Origin of the sequence: Lepagella muris, from assembly GCF_004793975.1 — a bacterium.
Lineage (GTDB): Bacteria > Bacteroidota > Bacteroidia > Bacteroidales > Muribaculaceae > Lepagella > Lepagella muris.
The window spans coordinates 42041-61280 of the sequence record NZ_SRYB01000016.1 but is presented as its reverse complement, the minus strand read 5'-3'; the positions used below and the strand labels follow the sequence as shown (position 1 = coordinate 61280).

Here is a 19240-nt window from a genome sequence, read left to right as displayed (position 1 = left end):
CCGGCAGTCTCCGCCACAAACTTGAATTGCAAATGAACCGAATTTTAAGATTTTTTTCCGTTATAGCCCTGTCGTTGGCGTGCGTGTCGGGTGTGTCGGCGAAGGTGTCGGTATCCGCGCGTCTCGATTCCGTCAGTGTCCTCATGGGTAAGCTCACCACGCTCAACCTTGAGGTGGTGCAGGATAAGGGTAAACCCGGTGGATTTCCGCTCTTCAGGAATGCCGACATTAATAAGGGATACGTCGGCATCTGCGGCGACAGCATAGAGCTGCGCACCTCCTACAAGGCAGACACCATCGACCTCGGGTCAAACCGCATACAGATCAACTACAAGGTGCCGTTGCAGGCATTCGATTCCGGCTCCTACCGTCTGCCGGAGTTTGTCTACGTGTCGGAAAGCGACTCGGCACGCTCCAACGCGCTGACCCTTAACGTGGTGCCCGTCAACGTGACTGCCGACGACCCAATCGCTGGATTTGCGCAGGTGGCTGAGCCGGAGGGTAAATCGGTGCTTGACGCGCTTCCTGACTGGATGGTGGATTACTGGTGGATAATAATAGCTATCCTCCTTGCCATTGTCGCATTCTTGTGGGGCATGAGAAGATATAAGAAAGAGGGCACCGTTCTGAAGAAGAAACCGGAGCCTACACCTTACGAGACCGCAATAAAGGATCTGCGCGAACTCAAGGCGAAGAATCTTTGGGAGCAGGGGATGGAGAAGGAATACTTCACCCGTCTGACCGATATCCTGAGAATCTACCTTGCTCGCCGCTTTGGTATAAACGCCATGGAGATGACCTCACGCGAGATTATGGATCATCTCTATTCAAGCGATGTCAAGGATAAGCGCGACTACGTGCGCCAGATTCTCAGTGTGGCTGATTTCGTAAAATTTGCAAAAGTGCGTCCGTTGCCTGCCGACAATATAGCAGCCTACGACAATGCCGTCAGATTTGTGGAGGAAACCAAGCCTGTCCCTGTCGTTGCAGCAGATGCGGAGGAGGGTGACGGTCAGAATCCTGAGATAAAGAAAACCGAGACAAAGAAAGGAGGTGAGTCATGATGTTCAAGCATCCCGCCCTTCTGTGGCTTTTCCTCATCTACGTCCCCCTTATCGCGTGGTACGTATGGAAACACCGCAACGCCAACCCCTCTCTGGGTATATCCACAATTTCACCTGTGGCAAAACTTCCCGTCACGTGGAAGACTGTGGCTATGCACGTGGCATTCGCTCTGCAGCTTGTGGTTATCGGCGCGATGATAGTGGCTCTCGCACGCCCGCAGACTCATGATCATCTGCGCACATCGCGAATCGAAGGCACCGACATCATCCTTGCCCTCGACATATCGGGCAGTATGTCCGCCCACGATTTCACCCCCAGTCGCTTCGCCGCCGCAAAGGATGTGGCGTCGAAATTCGTCAGCCAGCGCACCGACGACAACATGGGTCTCGTGGTTTTTGCCGGAGAGAGCCTGTCGCTCATGCCGCTGACCAACGACCGTGCCGCCCTCATCAACGCCATAAGCCAGGTGGAGATGGGAGAACTTAACGATGGCACCGCCATAGGCGACGGTCTCACAAGCGCGATCAACCGTATCGCCTCCGGAAAGGCAAAGTCGAAAAGCATAATCCTTCTGACCGACGGCACCAACAACGCCGGCGATGTGCCACCCTCCACGGCGGCACAGATAGCCAAGCAGAAGGGTATAAAGGTCTACACCATCGGAGTCGGCACAAACGGCTCCATTCAGATCACCGACCCCTACGGATTCTCCACTACCACGCTTGAGACAAAAATAGATGAGCAGTCGCTCAAGGAGATTGCCTCGCTCACCGGTGGAAAATATTTCAGGGCTACGGATGAAAAAATGCTCCGTCAGGTGTTTGAAGAGATAGATAGTCTGGAGAAAACTGTGCTCGATGTCGACAAGTTTACCCTTACCGATGAGAACTTCATGCCCTGGGTGCTCCTCGCTCTGTGCGCATTCTGCGCCTACCTGCTGATGCGCTACACAATATTGCGGCGGATACCCTGACGCGCCTCCAACCGAATCAAACAGAAACAAGGATGACTGCAATGTCGTCTGATTAATATAAAAACGTCTGAATATCAATGTTTAGTTTTGCTTATCCCAAACTTCTGTTGCTCCTGCTCCTGGTGCCGGCATTCATCGTGCTCTATGCCTGGGCGCGCTATGCCCGACGGAAGAACCTGAATAAGTTCGGACAGCTCAGGGTGCTCACCCCGTTGATGCCCGAAGTGTCGCCCTACAAGCCCCCCATCAAACTCACTCTCGAGATGATGGCTCTCGCGCTGTTGGTCATAGCTTTTGCCCGCCCGTGGGGTGGCGTCAAGGATGAGAAGACAGTAAAGGAGGGTATTGAGGTCGTGATTGCAGTTGACGCCAGCAACTCGATGCTTGCCTCATCCACCGCCGATGAGAAGGGCATCGACAGGATGCGCACTGCCAAGCTTATTCTGGAAAAGCTCATCAACCGTCTTGACAACGACAGGGTGGGGCTGATTGTCTATGCCGGCGACGCCTACACGCTGATTCCCGTGACCAGTGATTACGTGTCGGCGAAGATGTTTCTCAATTCCATTGACCCATCGTCGATCGACAATCAAGGCACCAACATAACCGCAGCCATCGACATGGCAGCTAAATCCTTCAGCGAGGATAAGAAAATCGGCAAGGCGATAATCCTCATCACCGATGCCGAGGATCTGGAAGACACCCAAAGCGTGATGGATGCTGCAAAGACTGCCGCACGCAACGGTATACAGCTCGACGTCGTTGGTCTCGGATCTACCACCCCCGTGCCTATACCTGTCAGAAACGGCGCATACCTTATCGACCCCGAGACCGGCGAACCCGTCAGGACCGCTCTTAACGAGGACCTTGCCACGGAAATCGCTTCTGCAGGAAAGGGCATCTACGTCAATGCCTCCAACAATGACGCGCTCAACGAGCTCGACAAGCAGCTCGACACTGTGAAGAAGTCGGCGCTGGAGTCAAGTTTCTCCGCAATTCATGATGAGCTATTCGCCATCTTCGTATGGTTTGCCCTTGCGTTGATTGTAGTGGATATTTTTGTGCTTGACCGCAAGATCGGCTGGCTTGACAAAATCACATTTTTCAAAAAGGAGGATAAGAAATGAAAGGGAAGCTGATTATATTCATCGCGTTTCTTTCCATGGCATTCTGCTGCGGCGAGATCTCGGCGCAGTCGGCTGAGTCCACCCGTAAGGAACGCAACAACATCACCGAAGGTAACAAACTCTACAACAACGGGCGATACCGTGCCGCCTATCTGAAATATCAGCAGGCGTTGAAGGAGAATCCCTCGTCGGCTGTGGCAAGATACAATCTCGGATTGTCGCAGATACGTCTCGGCTCCAACCCGTCTGACACTACGCAGGCTGCAAAGGATATGCTCGAGAACGGTAAGAAAGTGATGGAGCAGGTGTCGCAGATGGGCAGGGAGAAACCGATGCTCGCCTCGCGTGCCAACTACAATCTCGGCAACATCGCGTTTAACTCCGAAGACTATTCCAACGCGCTCAACTATTATAAGCAGTCGCTCCGTCTGAACCCTGACGATGAGGCGGCACGCAGAAATCTGCGTATCACCCAGCTGAAACTCCAGAACCAGAATCAGGATCAGGACAAAGACCAGAATCAGGATCAGGATAAGGATCAGAACCAGGATCAGAATCAGGACCAGAATAAAGACCAGAACCAGCAGAATCAGGACCGGAACAAGGATCAGAACCAACAGAACCAGAATCAGCAGCAAGACCGTCAGGACATCAACAAGCAGACGGCAGACCAGATTCTGCAGGCTATGGAGAATAAGGAGAACAAGACGCGTGCGAAAGTCGCTGCCGGAAATCAGGGAGATAAGAGCGGTGGCAGAAACCGCAACCGTAAGAATTGGTAATGCAGGCGAGTTATGGGAAAAGGTAAGTGTATATGGATATTCATGATGACAATCATGTTGCTTTCCCCCCTCTCCGTGTGGGGAAAGGGGAAGACTGTGCATAATCAGCCTTTTCTTGAGACCCGTCTTGACCGTAATCGGTCGACCGAGGGGGAACGCCTGATCTACGAGGTGGTGCTTTTCTCCCCGGAGGAGGACGTGGCAGGTGCGGAGATACTTGCCAATCCTGATTTCGGAGAGTTGGCAGTCACCCGTTCCGCCTCCGATTCCCATATCGACAAGATTGAGAGAGACGGCAAGACCTACTACACTGTGGTCATTGACCGTTTCTTCATCGGGGCAGGGAAATCCGGGAAATATGAGATACGGGGTGGCGACTACCGTGTCGGCTTCAACCGTCAGGTGAGGGTCAACGATCCCTTCTGGGGTCCGATGATCACCAACAGGATAGCCGTGGAGGAGCTGACCGCCCCCGACATCTCGATGCAGGTCAGTCCTCTTCCGGAAAAGGGAAAGCCTGCCGACTATTCCGGTGCGATAGGTGATTTTGAGGTGGAGGCATCCCTTCATCATGGTGCCGTGGCAGGCGAGGAATCCTGTCTGCTGGTGACGGTGGCAGGCACCGGCGATCTCTCCGATGCCGCGTTGCCCGATATCCGGTCGGCATTAGGCGAAGGGTTGCAATTCAAATCCATGACAGACAACGTGTCTTATTTCATCCATCACGGGAAATTAGGCTCCGAATTGGAGATTGAATGTGTATTCGTAGCCGACAAACCCGGCAAATACGTGGTGAATCCGATAGAATTTTCCTACTTCGACAGCGAGAAGGGGAAATACGTCAAGGCAAGATCAAAACCCATTGAGATAGAGGTGGAGGAAAGGAAATCTGTAAGGGAGAAACCGCCCGTGACGATGGAGATATAAGTCGCGCTACAGCTCCACAATTAACTGCTTAATCCGAAGAATCCGATTTAGACAATGAAAACAAAAATCAGACATATCACACTCCTTATCATGCTGCTCCTCGGCGGCATGTCGGCTTATGCCGCATCTGTGAGACTGACAGTCGATGCCGGACGTGGCAGACGTCAGGCGGCAGTCGGTGAGCTTTTCTACATCTATTATGAAGTGTCCGACCTTGACGCCGTCCCTGAGAAACCCGCCTCCGTGCCTGGCGCGAAGGTGATGTATTTCGACAGAACGGGGCAGAGCTCACGCTTCACGAGCGTCAACGGAAAGACCACCCAAAGCTTCAGCTACACTTACACCCTCACGCTGCGTGCGCAGAAGGAGGGATCCTATACCTTCGGACCGGTCACGGTCGGGGGAGTCAAGAGTAATGCCGTATCCTACGCGATAGGCTCAGCCGCCGTGCCGTCTCAGCCGCAGCCGCAGGGTCAGGATCAGACTCCCGAAGATCGCCACAACAGTGCCGACGGACCGAAATTCATCGGTAAGGGTGATGGTAATCTCTTCCTGAAGGCTGACGTGTCGCGTTCATCAGCCTACGAGCAGGAGGCTCTTGTCTATACCGTCAAGCTCTACACCACATACGACGCTATAAAATTCATTGGCGCGACATCCGCTCCTAAGTTTGAGGGGTTTGTGGTCGAGGAGTCGAAAGACGTCTCCACATCACTCAACTATGAGACCTATCAGGGTAAGACGTATGCCACGGCAATAATAGCCCGCTATATCATCTTCCCGCAGATGGCGGGCGATTTGAAAGTGATCGGCAACAAATACACCGTCAGTGTCGATGAACGCGAATACTACCACGACCCCTTCTGGGGAAGCATGTCGGTGGCTAAGCCATTGCAGCTCAACGTCACGCCAAACGATCTCACTGTCTCCGTCAAGGCATTGCCAACGCCGGTGCCGGCAGATTTCTCAGGCGGTGTCGGTCAGTTCAGCATCAGCTCCGAACTCCCGTCGCAGAACTTCATGAGCAATCAGGCGGCATCGATCGTCTACAACGTGTCGGGCACCGGCAACCTCAAATACGTCAAGCTCCCCGACCTTAACGCTCTCTATCCGCCGCAGTTGGAGGTATATAGCCCAACGCCGGAGGTGAATGCCACGGTAGGGAAGAGCAACGTCAGCGGCACCGCCCGGTTCGACTATTCCTTCATGCCCCTTGAGGCAGGCACGTATGAGATACCCTCCGTAAGTCTCGTCTACTTCAATCCGCAGACCGGCAAGTATGAGACCTCCGTGGCGAAAGGCTACACCGTCAACGTCGGCAAGGGTAAGGGTTCGGAGCGTTCGCAGACCAAAGGGAAGCTCTCATTCAATTCCGATCTCATGCCCGTGGGGGATAATCTCTCAATGACCCACGTGCCATACGTGGAGCGGTTCGCCTATTGGCTGCTATATCTGTTGCCGATACTCCTGCTGCTCGGAGCCGTGACCTACTATCGTGCTTATCTGAAGGCTAATGCCGACTTCCTTGCTGTCAAGAGCCGTCAGGCAAGCAAGGTGGCACGCCGTCGTCTGAAGAAAGCCGCCCTCTGTATCCGCAAAAATATGGTGGATGAGTTCTACGACGAGATGTTGTCAGCACTCTGGGGATACTTGGGCGACAAGCTGAAGATGCCCACATCCGAACTCAACCGCCAGAACGTAAGCGCGACGATGGAGAATGCCGGGGTGCCGGCGGAGGATATAGAGAAACTTATCCTCCTCATCGACGACTGCGAGTTTGCAAAATATGCTCCGGCATCCACGAAAGCCGACATGCAGCCCGTCTACGACCGTGGCGCGGCGATAATCAATGATCTTGAAAGTGCGTTCAAAAATAAAACCGTCTCAAATGAAAAATAAGATCGTCTCAATAAATAAGATATTGCCCCTGCTTCTTATCGCCCTGTTCTCCGGCTGCTTCACAGCCGCCGGCTCCACGCTGACGGCAGAGGCGGATTCAGCCTACAAAGCGAAAGACTACGAGCGTGCAGTGCAGCTATATAAGTCGGTAGCCGACGAACATGGCACCTCCGTGGCTCTCCTATATGATCTCGGCAACGCCTATTTCCATCAGGGCGACTACGGCAACGCCATGCTTTGCTACAAGCGTGCGCATCGCCTCGACCCCTCCTCATCCGAGGTGAATGCCAACCTCACTTATCTGACAAGCCGTGTGGAGGATGCCAACAAGGCGGAGCAGAAAGGGAAGCGCTTCAAGACCGGCACGGATGAACCATCCTTCTTCCAGTCGGTGCATAAATACGTGGCGGAGGATGTATCCTCCAATTTCTGGGCGTCATTTGCCGCTGCCGGATTCATTATCTTTGTGGGATGTGCGGCATTATACATCTTCTCTCGCGGTGTCGTTCTCCGCAAGATAGGTTTCTTCGGTGGCATAGTCGTGCTGGGCGTAAGCATCGTGCTCCTCCTCTTCGCCTTCATGGGCGCACGCGCCTACCATAATGAGAGCGAGGGGGTGCTGATGGCATTCAAGACCACCCTCCAGACCGAACCCGGCAAGGAATCGGAGCAAGGCAAGGGTCAGGTGCTCACCAAAGGCACCGTCGTGCAGGTGCTTTCGGAGGAGGTGGACGCCGAGGGCAACGTCACCTGGTATAAGGTGCGTCTCAACTCCGACTATATCGGATGGGTCGTAGCCTCTGATTTGCAGATAATTTAATCAGCCGGAGAAGATTCCGTATATATCGAATCGGTGCAGAAAATTACAATTATGTTGTAAAACACATCAGAAAAAACGGATTTTCTTGGTAATATGCAAAAAAATGTCTAAATTAGCATTCGCAAACTGACAACACGGTTTGCAGAGACAATAAAAATCGACGGTTACTTATATAATCGTTTAAGTATAACCTCAAAAATACCATCTGCTATGAGCAAGACAATCACCTTCAACGAGCTTCGCAGACTCAAAGACAGTTTGCCCGACGGCTCTACACATCGTATAGCCGACGAGCTGAACCTTACAGTACAGACAGTGCGCAATTATTTCGGCGGCGTAAACTATCAGTTTGGCAAAAATGTCGGCATGCATATAGAGCCGGGTCCCGACGGAGGTCTCGTGGTTCTTGATGACACCACAATCTACGACATGGCAGTCAAGATTCTCGAAGAACAGAACCAAGCTGAGGCTTGATTTGTTAAACAAACAAACACACACGGCGTCCCGGACAAAACGGGGCGCCGCTTAACATTAAAGAGATGTCGACTACAAGATTCATTACCCTGGCGATACATACGTATCCAAAAGCCTTGACCCTTAAGAAAATTCTTGAGAGCCATGGCATACATGTGAGATTTGAGAATCTGATCATTTCCGGAGCCGGAATAGCATCCGGAGTGAGAGTGAAAATTCAGGAGACGGATCTCCCTATCGCATTGAAAATCACCGAAAGCGGTGATTCCTTACAGTCGGGGATGGTCGATGTCAAGATGGATGGGTCGCACGCTGTTGTCCTCATCCCCGTCGACTTCTCCCCGAGCAGTCTTCTTGCATGCAAGGCGGGTTTCGAGATTGCCCGCAAGCTGAAACTGCATCCGGTGCTGCTTCATGCCTATATCTCCCCATACTTCGCCGGAAGCCTTTCGGCTGACGACCCGTCGGATTCAGGACTCTCCCCGATAGTGGGCGAGAGCGTGATGGAAGTGGAGGAATCGATCGATATGAGGCGTGAGAGCAACCTGCGGATGAAGGATTTCAGACGTAAACTCTATAGTCAGCTTAAAGATGCCGGACTTGACGGCATGGATTATTCCGTGTCGGTATGTGAGGGTATTCCCGAAGACACGATAAAGGAGTATTGCCGCATGACGCCTCCGACCCTCGTGGTCATGGCTACCCGCGACGTGGAGAAGAAAGGGGAGCAGCTTGTGGGAAGCGTCACCGCCGAAGTGCTTGATTCCTGTCGGGTGCCCGTCTTCACGATACCGGAGAATTTCCGGTTCACCTCCGTCGACTCTCTGAAGAGGCTCGTCTATTTCTGCAATCTTGACCAGCATGACATCCTCTCCATGGATATCCTGATGCGCACGTTTGCATATCCGGAGGTAGACGTGACGCTCATCCCCGTCAACGATCGTGCCGGGGGCGACGTGAAGGAGAAAGTGGGTAGGCTATGCGATTATTTCAACAAAAGCTATCCCACGGCAAGATTCTCCACTGAAGTGTTCCCCTCCAAGACTTTCCGGGAGGATTTCGAGAAATTTGAGAAAAACGCGGGGCTTCAGTTGATGATAGTGCCGAATAAGAAAAGAAACGTATTCAGCCGGCTGTTCAATCCCGGCATAGCACACAAGATGCTTTTTGAGAGAGACCTCCCATTGCTGGCTCTCCCTGTATAGAAATCGCGCGGATTAGAGAAACCGCGTATTAAAAACGCGCGGATTAGGTCCGCGAGTCACGATAAAATATGATTTTTCCGAAAGATTTTGAATCGAAGGTCGGATTTGCTCAACTGCGACAGCTGCTGACCGACCGTTGCGAGACACGCCTCGGCAAAGAGGAGGCTATGAACATGGACTTCACATCCGTATTCGAGGAGGTGAGGCGCAGATTATCATGCGTGGCGGAGATGTTGGCTCTGTTGGCTTCCGCCTCGGATATGCCCGACGACACGGTTCACGACGTTGTGCCATGGCTGTCGGAGATAAGGGCGGCAGGATCATTTATGTCGGCAGACCGCCTTCAGAAGCTGTCGGTCACTCTACAGACCATGACCGCCGTAGGCGAGTTCTTCTCCAAGCGGGAGGATAACGGCTCAAGCCGTTTCCCATATCTGAGCGATGAGTTTGCGATGCTCCCGACATTCCCCGAGATTGTCAGGGAGGTGTCGCGTTGCATAGGAAGGTTCGGAGAAGTGAAGGATAATGCATCCCCCGGACTTCTTGAGGTGCGCCGCGCAATGTCGGTGGCGTCAGGCTCCATGCAGAGGGCTATGCGCCGCGTGCTCGACCGCGCCGTTCAGGAGGGTATCGTCGATAAGGATGCCACGCCATCCCTGCGCGACGGACGCCTCGTGATCCCCGTGTCATCAATGATGAAGCGCAGCATTAACGGTATTGTCCATGATCAGAGTGCCACGGGAAAGACCGTATTCATCGAGCCGGCGGAGGTGGTGGAGGCGGGCAACCGTCTGCGCGAACTCGAGATGGATGAACGCCGCGAGATAGCGATAATACTGACTTCCATCACCGACATGGTGCGCCCATGCGTCGGCGAGATAGTGGAGGGGTGCCGCAAGCTGGCGCGTCTCGACTTCATAAAGGCAAAGGCACGCTTCGCCCACGACACAGGCGCGGAGATGCCGAATCTCTCCGACAAACCGGAGATAGAGTGGTATCATGCCGTTCATCCCGGTCTGATGCTCAACCTGCGTGCGCAGGGACGCACAGCCGTGCCGCTCGACATCACTCTCGGCGGCGAGAAGCGCATCCTCATAATATCCGGACCGAATGCCGGTGGCAAGTCTGTATGCCTGAAGACGGTGGCTGTGGTGCAATACATGATGCAGTGCGGCATGCTCCCGACGCTATACTCCAATTCCCACATGGGTATATTCTCCGGGGTATTCATCGACATAGGCGATGAGCAGTCGATAGAGAACGACCTCAGTACCTACTCCTCTCATCTTGCCAATATGAAATTCTTCCTCAGCCATGCCGACGCATCCACGCTGATACTTGCCGACGAGATGGGATCCGGCACGGAACCGCAGATCGGCGGCGCACTCGCGCAGTCGATACTTACCGACCTCGGACGCTCCGGCTGCATGGGGGTGGTGACGACCCACTATCAGAATCTCAAGACCTTCGCCGAGTCGGAGCCGGGATTTGTCAACGGCGCGATGCTCTACGACCGTCAGCATCTCCGTCCGACATTCCAGCTCTCCATCGGCAATCCGGGAAGCTCGTTCGCCTTGGAGATAGCCCGCAACACCGGTCTCCCTGCCGACGTCATAGAGCGTGCCCGCGAGATTGTGGGCAGCGACTATGTAAACATGGATAAATATCTCCTCGACATACAGCGCGACCGCCGCTATTGGGCAAACAAGCGTCTATCCATAAAGGAGAAGGAGCATAAACTCGACAATCTCTTGGAGACATACGAATCAAACTCCTCCGATCTCAAATCGCAGCGTGCCGCCATCATACGCGCCGCACGCGAGGAGGCGAAGGAGATTCTTGCCGGAGCCAACGCCAAGATAGAGCGTTCGATCCACGAGATAAAGAAGGCGGAGGCAGAGAAGGAGCGCACGCGCCAGATCCGTAAGGAGTTGGAGGACTACAAGCGCAACCTTGAGGAGGAATCCAAAGGTGAGGCGTTGCCGGATGTGCTCAAGCCGTTGCGCCACAAGAGCCGCAAGTCGGAGAACGTGAAGAAAACCGCTCCGAAGCCGGAGGTGAAGAAGACACTATCGGTGGATGACTACGTGCGTATGTCAGATGGAGGAGTGGTCGGCAAGATACTCAGCATCAGTGGTAAGAAAGCGGAAGTGGCATTCGGGGCATTGCGCACCATCGTGGAGCTAAGCAAACTGCAGCCCGCTCAGAAACCGAAACCGACAGCCACATCAACAATTCTCACCGTCTCATCCTCCACCAGTGACGAGAGTCGCGAACGCCAGCTCAAATTCAAGAACGAGATCGACGTAAGAGGAATGAGGGCAGACGAAGCCCTGCAAGCCGTCACCTACTTCCTCGACGACGCCGTGCAATTCAACGCCTCGCGCCTCCGCATCCTTCACGGCACAGGCCACGGCATCCTCAAGACCCTCATCCGCCAGCAACTGAAAGCCAACCCCAACGTCGCCTCCTTCCGCGACGAAGACGTCCGCTTCGGCGGCGCCGGCATCACCGTTATCGATCTCGCATAAGCTCTGTATCGGCTTGTATCGGTTGTATCGGCTTGTATCGGTCTGTATCGCTTGTATCGCTTGTATCGGTCTGTATCGCTTGTATCGCTTGTATCGGTTTGTATCGGTTGTATCGCTTGTATCGGTTTGTATCGGTTGTATCGGTTGTATCAGCAGTTTCGCGAAGTCCCCCGTTCCCGGCGATTCCATCGTCGGGAATGTCGGGAACGCAGGGATCGCCAGTCAAAATCCTAATGATTTTATGTTTAAGAACATATTTTCAATTTTTTTTACAAAATTATTTGCAAGTTCTAAAATAAGATTATAATTTTGCAGCATCTACATGAAAAGACAAATAAATTCTTACGAGTTCCTTTCATAAGACCATTTGAAAAACCATCCACGCTACGCTCCCAACGTAGAATGGATTCTCTAAATAAATTCTGAAAACGCTTAACTAAACTAAATTTTATGGCATCTTTAGTAATGATATCTAAGTTCTCAGCTCTCCCCTCAAACCGGAGGTACGGAATTACCCCCCCCCCCGGAAGCATGTAACTTGCAGTGTAATAGTAAGTTGCGAATAGAAGATTAGCGATATCTTGCGACAATTCCGATTGTTGTGAGATAATTTGTCGTATCTGTATTCCTGGTGTACCCCATGCAGGGAGGCAATCGCCAAAGAATCGGATACAGGCGGATTATCTCCCGACAGGCTAACCTCGACACGATATGAAAAGTAAACTACTGTCACTTCTGATGTTTCTGCTCCTCGGAGTCGGAGGCATGAATGCTCAGAAGGTTGCCTTGAAGACTAATCTTCTATACGATGCCCTCGCCACCGCAAATCTCGGAATAGAGACGGGTCTCTCGCCACGGTGGACGCTCGACATCTCCGGCAATCTAAATGCCTGGAACCTCGGCAAGCACCGTATGCGCCACTGGCTCGTGCAACCCGAAGTACGCTATTGGCTCTGCGACCGTTTCCAAGGTCATTTCTTCGGTCTGCATGCCATTGCCGGTCAATTCAATTTCGGCAATCTTCCGAAAGGTCTGCATCCACTCGGACTTTACGGACTCGACACCAAGCGATACCAAGGCTGGATGGAGGGCGCAGGCATTGCCTACGGTTACTCCTGGATATTGTCTCGCCACTGGAACATAGAGGCGGAACTTGGACTGGGCTGGATCCACAGCCGTTCCGACGTCTATCCTTGCGCCGAATGTGGCACGAAAATCGATTCCCGTGTTAACCATGATTATGTCGGACCGACAAAACTTGCGGTCAACCTCATATATCTATTCTGAAAACACCCTTCCCAAAATATAGATAGCTGCGGATAATTCCGCTTACTGATTCCAATATGAAAATATTTGTCAAAATATTGCTGACGGCAATTCTGCCGGGAGCCTGCCCATTATATGCCGCTCAAATCGGTGATGCTGATTTCAATTCTTTAAAAGTCAGTTCATTGAAGATTGAGAAGACTGATTCGAGGCTCTACGTCGACATGGAGTTTGATCCCTCGCGGCTTGTAATGGCGGGGAATCGGGAGGTGTGCTACACGCCGATGCTCGTCAATGGTGCCGACACGCTCAGGATGAAACCCTTCACCATCGCCGGACGCAACAGATACTACAACCATCTGCGCAACGATGCTCCCGGAGCCCCGGCACTTTACCGTGCCGGAGAGATGGATTCTCCGATGAGATACAGGTATGATGCCCCCCTGATCCCGTGGATGGAGACTGCATCCGTTGTGATTGCCACCGATGAATACGGTTGCTGTAGCGAGCCGAAAGAGATGGCAGACGTGCCCGTGGCTCAGATCGACCTGACCCCCAAGACGTTCATGCCGGAATACTCCTACGTGGTGCCGAAGGCGGAGGCGGTCAAGATGCGCTCGATAAGCGCGAGAGCATATATCGACTTCCCCGTCAACAAGACGCAGATCTTCCCGTCATACCGACGCAACCCGTCGGAACTCGCGAAAATCAGAGCCACGATCGATTCCGTCCGCAATGATGAGAATCTATCCATTACTAATATCCATATCAAGGGATATGCCTCGCCCGAAGGTAGTTATGCCAACAATGCGCGACTCGCCGAGGGACGTACAGCCACTCTCGCCGACTATGTGCGCGGTCTCTACCATTTCGATGCGTCGGTCATAACCACCTCCTTTGAGCCGGAAGACTGGGCAGGTCTGCGTGAATACGTTGCATCACCCTCCGGAGCCGTTATGCTCACCAACCGCGATGCACTCCTCACTCTGATAACCGACCCATTCTATACAGGCGACGACGATGCACGAGAGGCTGCAATACGCAAGAGATTCCCTAAGGATTACAAATTCCTTCTCACGGAGGTGTATCCCGGTCTGCGTCATTCCGACTACGACGTCAACTACACTATCCGCTCCTACACCGACCCGAAGGAGATAATCGCAATGATGCGTACCGCTCCGCAGAATCTCTCCCTACAGGAGTTTTTCGTGGCGGCACAGAGTCAGGAACCGGGCAGCGACCTCTATAATGAGGCGTTTGAGATAGCAGTCAGGATGTATCCCGATGATGCGATCGCCAACCTGAATGCCGCATGCAGCGCGATGCAGCGCAACGACCTGAAGAGTGCGGAACGCTATCTGACAAAGGCAGGTGACAGCGACGAGGCACAATATGCCCGCGCAATCCTCGCCGCCAAGCAAGGTGCGAAAGAGGAGGCAGTAAAGCAGCTCAACAATATAGGCAGCTACGCCCCCGCACAGGAGTCAGCCCGACAGTTGCAACACGTCATGGATAATGAGAACAGCAACTTCAAGATGCTTAACACCGAGATAAAATTGAACTCAAATTGAATTCAAATTGAGATAAATTCATAAAACAATATTATAAACACAAATTACTAACAACATGAAGGTATCTAAATTTTACTTTCCGCTTCTCGCAGCCGCCATGCTCGCGTCCTGCTCATCAGAAGCGATCGACGGACCCAATTCGCCAGTAATCAGCGAGAAGGATGGTGTCAACATGAAAATCACTATCTCCCTCCCGACAAGTAACGGTACACGTGCCGCAGGTGATCCGGCAGGTGAGGAGATTGGTAAGGATTTTGAAAACAATGTGAAGGAGGTCTTGATTGTCTTTGCTAGCAAGGATGATAATAACAAGGATAATAATAATTCATTCATTGCTTCAAATGTAGTGTCGATACAGCCTACGGCTGAAGGAGCCACTATTCCATCCAATTATGATATAACCGCGACATTTAACAAGTCAGTACTTGTAAATTACATCGAGTCTCTTGGAACTAAACCTGACCAGGCTCATGTGAATGTGTACGCATTCTGCAATCCTACACAAGAATTGAAGGATCATATTGCAAATCGCAATAGGGGCGAGTCTGCTGCCAATTGGATGAATGCAAAGAATGTATTGACAGGAGATAATCTTCAATTGGCAACTGTTTCAGAGGGTAAGAATATACCGATGGCAAATCTTAAGGTTACGGACCTTGCTCTCCCACCACTTGATGGAATTAAGAATGGAGCGTATGCAGAAAGCGCATACCCAATGGGTACTGTAGATGTTATCCGTTCGATAGCTCGTTTTGATTTTAAGACTGTCAATAACAATGTATATCCGATTGATATCAATGTTGTAGGGGAAGATAAAGCGATTGAAGGAGGCTTGCAGATAGAATTGACAAATATGGCTCTTGTCAATATGAGCAATTCTTACTATTATCTACATAGACTTTCAGCAACGGGTCATTCTTCAGAATTTGAATCTACATCTTTAATGTGTGGAGAAGATGATAGAAATAAATTCTTTATTGATCCTGATTGGGATTGGAAAGCGAATTCTAATTGGACCAAAAAGCTGACTTATTCCGACCATTTCCAATATGCATTGTTTACGGATGCAACTCCTTCTGAAGATGGTAAGTTGGGTGTTGATTTGTGGAGAAGGATTATTTTGAAGGATTATTTTGGAGATGGTGCAATCTCTGATAATGATAATGAATGGAATTTAGATCCCGATAATAATAAAGGTGATTATAAAATTTGGCGTTATGTCACAGAAAATACAATTCCTGAGCCAGCATCTAAACAAAAAGTAGCAATATCTACAGGTGTTGTATTCAGAGGTGAGATAAAGCCAACGGAATCTACTCCTGAGAAACTGAAAGCAGCATTAGAGGCTAAGGCAGAGCCGATTTTTATCTACAAAAACAATATTTATCCAAATTGGAAGGCCGTAGAAGATGAGGCAACAAAAGAGGGTAATGAAAATACAGCACTTGCATCAGCTTATAAAGCTTGTAAGGGTAAAACGGGAGAAGAGTTATATCAGGCTGCAGTGAATAATCAATTCACAATTTATAGATATAATGAACAAAAAGGTGGTTGGGCAACCAATTACTATTATTGGAACCGTCACTGGGATAATGGAAAACCAGGTGTAATGGGGAATATGGAATTTGCAGTTGTACGTAACAACGTCTATAAATTAGCTGTTACCAGCATATCTGCACTTGGACATCCTCTTGATCCTAAGGACGATCCAGATCCCGTTGATCCGGATGATCCTGATGAGAAATCTGACGTGAAAATCAAAGTTGACGTTCAGGTTAAGAAATGGACTGTTCGTAAGAACGACATCGAATTCTAAAACAAAATACCAAACTGAATCTTACAAACTTTCTCGATGAAAGGATTTAAGACAAATATCTACAGCATCGTGGGGGCGGCTTTTTCCGCCGCCTCCATGATGATGCTATCCTCCGCCTGCGGCATCATAAATGAGGACCTTGACCCGTGTCCCGATGCCGCCGTAAACCTCCGTTTCGTTTACGAATATAATATGGAGTTTGCAAACGCATTCCACAACCAGGTGGATTGCCTGTCGCTCTATATTTACGACGAGGAGGGTAACTTCGTCACCAAGCAGACGGAACTCACCCGCGAGAACCTTGCCGACGAGAACTTCCGTATCTCCCTGAAACTACCCGAAGGCAACTACAGGGCTATCGCTTACGGTGGTATGGAATGTCGCGACGCCTCTTTCATACATCCCACAGCATTCTCAAATACGAATGAACTCGCCGACCTCACCGTGGCTCTCCATCCCGACTGCCTCTCCGACGACAATCTCAGAAAACTTCACAATCATTTCTATGGGTCAGCCCGCTTCTCCGTCTCGCAGAATACGACGACTGAAGCCCGCGTGGAGATGATGCGCAACACCAACACCGTGCAGGTTGCTCTCCAGCACGTGTCAGGTTCTCCGATCAGTCATGAGGATTTCAATTTCTCTATCACTGACGACAACACTCTCTTCGACTCCGACAACAACCTCCTCCCAAATGGAGAAGTTACCTACCTCCCCTTCCTCTCGGAAACCCGCTATGCCGGAACGCAACCCGGCGAGGAATCCTCACGTGCCGATGACGATGCCGACAACGCAAACGACGTCAGCGTAGCTATGGCACATTTCACCACATCGCGTATCGTCCGCAACAAGCCCGTCCGCACAACTCTCACCGTGACCCGCAAGAGCGACAACAGCGAGGTGCTGCGTATCCCGCTCGTAAACTACATGCTCCTCTTCAAGAGCGACAGCGGACTTGTCGAGCCTATGGCTGATCAGGAATATCTTGATCGCGAGAACTCATGGCGATTCGTATTCTTCCTCGATGACCGTAATGACACGTGGCTCACCACGCGCATCGTCATCAACGACTGGGAAGTGCGTATAAATGATACAGAATTCTAACCCCTCTCTCCACCCCATTTAATATCCCCCGACCCTCAGCGGCTCATGGCTGCTCAGGCACCGTGGCGACAACATAAAACAACAACATACTATAATAAGAGACCGTAGCAATGAAATATCTCTCAAAGTTAATAATGGCAATAATGGCTGTACCTGCATTCACCATAGCAGGGTGCTCAGGTAGCGACGTGAGCGATCCCGACGGCTCACGCCTACCGGAGAATGCTATGGTCTATATCAACGTCGACGTGCAGCTCCCCGACGACGCCGACACCCGCGCAAATACCCGCAACAGTAGCACAACCGATCCTGACACCTCTTCCGACGGAGAGGAAGGCGGCACTGATGCCGAGAACGCTATCCATAGTGCATTGATCATTCTGAAAGGGGATGGAGCGAATATACATGCAGAAGTGGTAAAGATGGCTTCAAAGGATGGTGGCTACACACTTACTGCCGTTGTTCCGCTGAAAAAGGCTCTTGAGTTCGGTAATAAAATGCAAAACAAGCCATTCAATCTTTACGTTGTGGCGAATCCCGGCTATGAGACTATTACCAGACCAATGTTGGGTTATGACGTGGAAAATTACATTGCCACAGTCAGCGGTCTTGATTCCCCATATCTCACGACTGTCAATGGATTGCCAATGTCAAACTTCGAGGAATATACCTTCACTATAGATGAGGCTTGGACTGAGACATTTTTTGCCGATTTCCTCTCTGACACATCCTCTCTGGATTTGAATAGATATAATGACAATAAATCTATAACCCTCGAACGTTCAGTGGCACGCATCGACTACCGCGACAAAGAGCGCAACGACGATGACCCCGACGGCAAGAATCCTCACGAATACAAGATAGGGGAGAGCGGCTACACCGTCAAGATTGTCGGCATGTGCCCCGTGAATGTCAGCAAGAATTTCTATACATTCCGTCATATCTGGGTGAAACCTGAGAGTGGAACCCCATACCTTGACTTCCTCGGTCGCGAGACAAGCACCAACTATTTCCTTGATACCGACAACGATAAGAAACAAGGAAATGGCGCGGATGTGGCTACTAATCCCGATCATTTCATCAATCAGGGTAATGCCGAAAACGCCTATTCTGCCGGATGGGAAAACCTCTTTAAAGCAGACAATACTAATAAATATCCATATAAAGAACCCACAAACGCTGGCGGCACCGACAATTACACCCCCTGGCGTTATCTGTCGGAAAACACGATTGCCGATGCCACGAAGCAATTACGCGGCTACACCACGGCTATCGTATTCCGTGCCGAACTGACCGGAGTGCCGGACACTGACAACGAAACTTTTAAGAACCATACCGACCCGCTGACCCTCAAGTTTAAGGGACGCGAACTGACAGTAACACCTACCACCGATGCCGATGCTCAGGATGGCACCGAGAAAGGTAAATACTACCTATACTACTATCATTTCATCAAGCATAATGATAATAACGACCCGGCAAAGATGGAACCGATGGAGTTCGGAGTGGTTCGCAACAACATATACAAGCTCTCCATCCAGAGTATTTCCGGTTTGCCGAGACCTTACAATCCGGAAGATCCCGACGAACCGACGGAGAGCGAGATCACGATCACCTCGAAAGTGAAGAAATGGATTTATCATAGAATTAACATAGATCTGTAAGCTATTATAACAACAC

Annotated in this window: 16 protein-coding genes; 15 read left to right on the top strand and 1 reads right to left on the bottom strand. The window is 51.1% G+C overall.

Going from position 1 to position 19240, the window contains the following annotated elements:
• The first annotated feature begins 32 nt into the window (after positions 1–32).
• The 10 genes from E5331_RS11485 to E5331_RS11440 all read left to right on the top strand — a co-directional run bounded on the left by E5331_RS11485 (position 33) and on the right by E5331_RS11440 (position 11803).
• Positions 33–1064 (top strand): cell wall anchor protein, encoded by a 1032-nt coding sequence (locus tag E5331_RS11485; protein WP_135984950.1) that lies wholly within the window; start codon positions 33–35, stop codon positions 1062–1064.
• A complete protein-coding gene (locus E5331_RS11480; protein ID WP_123484510.1) occupies positions 1061–2038 on the top strand; it encodes a vWA domain-containing protein in 978 nt (325 codons plus the stop codon). Before E5331_RS11485 ends, E5331_RS11480 begins: the two co-directional genes overlap by 4 nt.
• 77 nt (positions 2039–2115) lie before the next feature.
• Positions 2116–3165, top strand: coding sequence for a vWA domain-containing protein (locus tag E5331_RS11475; RefSeq protein ID WP_135984948.1), 1050 nt, complete (start codon positions 2116–2118; stop codon positions 3163–3165).
• Positions 3162–3947 carry a tetratricopeptide repeat protein gene (locus E5331_RS11470; RefSeq protein WP_123484512.1) on the top strand — a complete coding sequence of 262 codons (786 nt, stop codon included), beginning with the start codon at positions 3162–3164 and terminating at the stop codon, positions 3945–3947. The genes E5331_RS11475 and E5331_RS11470 overlap by 4 nt, the downstream gene beginning before the upstream one ends.
• Before the next feature lie 12 nt (positions 3948–3959).
• Positions 3960–4874: a BatD family protein gene (locus E5331_RS11465; protein WP_123484513.1), complete on the top strand. Its 915-nt coding sequence runs from the start codon at positions 3960–3962 to the stop codon at positions 4872–4874.
• A 54-nt stretch (positions 4875–4928) separates the two neighbouring features.
• Complete coding sequence (locus E5331_RS11460; protein WP_123484514.1) at positions 4929–6773, top strand: BatD family protein; 1845 nt, start codon at positions 4929–4931, stop codon at positions 6771–6773.
• On the top strand, positions 6763–7593 hold the full coding sequence (locus E5331_RS11455) for a tetratricopeptide repeat protein (RefSeq protein ID WP_168355216.1): 831 nt from the start codon (positions 6763–6765) through the stop codon (positions 7591–7593). Before E5331_RS11460 ends, E5331_RS11455 begins: the two co-directional genes overlap by 11 nt.
• Before the next feature lie 210 nt (positions 7594–7803).
• On the top strand, positions 7804–8067 hold the full coding sequence (locus E5331_RS11450) for a DNA-binding protein (RefSeq protein ID WP_123484516.1): 264 nt from the start codon (positions 7804–7806) through the stop codon (positions 8065–8067).
• A 65-nt stretch (positions 8068–8132) separates the two neighbouring features.
• Positions 8133–9272, top strand: coding sequence for a universal stress protein (locus tag E5331_RS11445; protein WP_123484517.1), 1140 nt, complete (start codon positions 8133–8135; stop codon positions 9270–9272).
• Between the two features lie 68 nt (positions 9273–9340).
• Positions 9341–11803, top strand: a complete 2463-nt coding sequence (locus E5331_RS11440) for an endonuclease MutS2 (protein ID WP_123484518.1) — start codon at positions 9341–9343, stop codon at positions 11801–11803.
• Here the strand turns inward: E5331_RS11440 and E5331_RS11435 are convergent.
• Complete coding sequence (locus E5331_RS11435; RefSeq protein WP_135984946.1) at positions 11787–12029, bottom strand: hypothetical protein; 243 nt, start codon at positions 12027–12029, stop codon at positions 11787–11789. The genes E5331_RS11440 and E5331_RS11435 overlap by 17 nt on opposite strands.
• Positions 12030–12514: 485 nt before the next feature.
• Here E5331_RS11435 and E5331_RS11430 point away from each other — a divergent pair, with 485 nt between their 5' ends.
• The 5 genes from E5331_RS11430 to E5331_RS11410 all read left to right on the top strand — a co-directional run bounded on the left by E5331_RS11430 (position 12515) and on the right by E5331_RS11410 (position 19224).
• Positions 12515–13090, top strand: a complete 576-nt coding sequence (locus E5331_RS11430; protein WP_123484519.1) for a DUF3575 domain-containing protein — start codon at positions 12515–12517, stop codon at positions 13088–13090.
• A 56-nt stretch (positions 13091–13146) separates the two neighbouring features.
• A complete protein-coding gene (locus E5331_RS11425) occupies positions 13147–14640 on the top strand; it encodes a DUF3868 domain-containing protein (protein WP_123484520.1) in 1494 nt (497 codons plus the stop codon).
• A gap of 55 nt (positions 14641–14695) precedes the next feature.
• The gene (locus E5331_RS11420) at positions 14696–16456 is read left to right on the top strand and encodes an Mfa1 family fimbria major subunit (protein ID WP_135984944.1); all 1761 of its coding nucleotides are present in this window, start codon (positions 14696–14698) and stop codon (positions 16454–16456) included.
• Between the two features lie 36 nt (positions 16457–16492).
• Entirely contained in the window at positions 16493–17560 is a 1068-nt protein-coding gene (locus E5331_RS11415; RefSeq protein ID WP_135984942.1) for a FimB/Mfa2 family fimbrial subunit, read from the top strand.
• A 110-nt stretch (positions 17561–17670) separates the two neighbouring features.
• A complete protein-coding gene (locus E5331_RS11410; RefSeq protein WP_123481459.1) occupies positions 17671–19224 on the top strand; it encodes an Mfa1 family fimbria major subunit in 1554 nt (517 codons plus the stop codon).
• Positions 19225–19240: the final 16 nt, after the last annotated feature.

Bases quoted from the DNA above. Each gene is read 5' to 3' on its own strand.
- E5331_RS11485 (WP_135984950.1), top strand. From the start codon at position 33: ATGAACCGAATTTTAAGATTTTTTTCCGTTATAGCCCTGTCGTTGGCG.
- E5331_RS11480 (WP_123484510.1), top strand. From the start codon at position 1,061: ATGATGTTCAAGCATCCCGCCCTTCTGTGGCTTTTCCTCATCTACGTC.
- E5331_RS11475 (WP_135984948.1), top strand. From the start codon at position 2,116: ATGTTTAGTTTTGCTTATCCCAAACTTCTGTTGCTCCTGCTCCTGGTG.
- E5331_RS11470 (WP_123484512.1), top strand. From the start codon at position 3,162: ATGAAAGGGAAGCTGATTATATTCATCGCGTTTCTTTCCATGGCATTC.
- E5331_RS11465 (WP_123484513.1), top strand. From the start codon at position 3,960: ATGGGAAAAGGTAAGTGTATATGGATATTCATGATGACAATCATGTTG.
- E5331_RS11460 (WP_123484514.1), top strand. From the start codon at position 4,929: ATGAAAACAAAAATCAGACATATCACACTCCTTATCATGCTGCTCCTC.
- E5331_RS11455 (WP_168355216.1), top strand. From the start codon at position 6,763: ATGAAAAATAAGATCGTCTCAATAAATAAGATATTGCCCCTGCTTCTT.
- E5331_RS11450 (WP_123484516.1), top strand. From the start codon at position 7,804: ATGAGCAAGACAATCACCTTCAACGAGCTTCGCAGACTCAAAGACAGT.
- E5331_RS11445 (WP_123484517.1), top strand. From the start codon at position 8,133: ATGTCGACTACAAGATTCATTACCCTGGCGATACATACGTATCCAAAA.
- E5331_RS11440 (WP_123484518.1), top strand. From the start codon at position 9,341: ATGATTTTTCCGAAAGATTTTGAATCGAAGGTCGGATTTGCTCAACTG.
- E5331_RS11430 (WP_123484519.1), top strand. From the start codon at position 12,515: ATGAAAAGTAAACTACTGTCACTTCTGATGTTTCTGCTCCTCGGAGTC.
- E5331_RS11425 (WP_123484520.1), top strand. From the start codon at position 13,147: ATGAAAATATTTGTCAAAATATTGCTGACGGCAATTCTGCCGGGAGCC.
- E5331_RS11420 (WP_135984944.1), top strand. From the start codon at position 14,696: ATGAAGGTATCTAAATTTTACTTTCCGCTTCTCGCAGCCGCCATGCTC.
- E5331_RS11415 (WP_135984942.1), top strand. From the start codon at position 16,493: ATGAAAGGATTTAAGACAAATATCTACAGCATCGTGGGGGCGGCTTTT.
- E5331_RS11410 (WP_123481459.1), top strand. From the start codon at position 17,671: ATGAAATATCTCTCAAAGTTAATAATGGCAATAATGGCTGTACCTGCA.